Here is a 575-nt window from a genome sequence, read left to right as displayed (position 1 = left end):
CCCGCGACTGGCGCGACGTGTCCGGCTATGGCGGGCTCGAGACCTGGGGATTGTGCAGCGGCGGCCAGGGTGGCTTCGCGCTGGGCTACGACTACTCGGGCATCACCTGGCGCGACCGGACCTGCACCCCGCGCGGCGACATCGACCCCGACGACTGGCAGATCGGTCCGGGGCCGTTCTGGGAGACGCCGACCGGCAACATCGAAGCCCCGTGCGGCAATCCGCTGCTGCTCGGCGAGGCGGCCGAGTTCCGGATCTTCCTCGACGTGGGCGGCGTGCTGCGCCTGCGCGTGGTGAACGCCGCCGGCGACCCGGTCCGCGTCCTCGTCTACGGCGACTTCGCTCCGGGCTACCACACCTTTTTCTGGGACCGGTTGGACAATGGCGGCCAGGAAGTCCCGGCCGGGATGTACCACGTGATCTGGGAAGGCGACGGCGCCGACCGCAACCGCGTCGTCGCCTCGGGCGACATCCTCGTCAGCGACCTGCCCGCCGCCACCCCCGACGGCGAGCTGCAGGTGGCGCGCCCCGCCCTGCTGGGCAACCACCCCAACCCCTTCAACCCGGCGACGACC

Annotated in this window: 1 protein-coding gene; it reads left to right on the top strand. The window is 72.0% G+C overall.

Going from position 1 to position 575, the window contains the following annotated elements:
* Positions 1-575 (top strand): hypothetical protein (locus tag KDM41_18710; GenBank protein ID MCB1185456.1); only part of this gene is annotated, 575 nt, incomplete at both ends.

Source organism: bacterium (assembly GCA_020440705.1).
In the GTDB taxonomy this organism is placed as follows: domain Bacteria; phylum Krumholzibacteriota; class Krumholzibacteriia; order LZORAL124-64-63; family LZORAL124-64-63; genus JAGRNP01.
The sequence above is the reverse complement of the archived record's forward strand: the minus strand, read 5'-3'. Positions and strand labels throughout refer to the sequence as shown.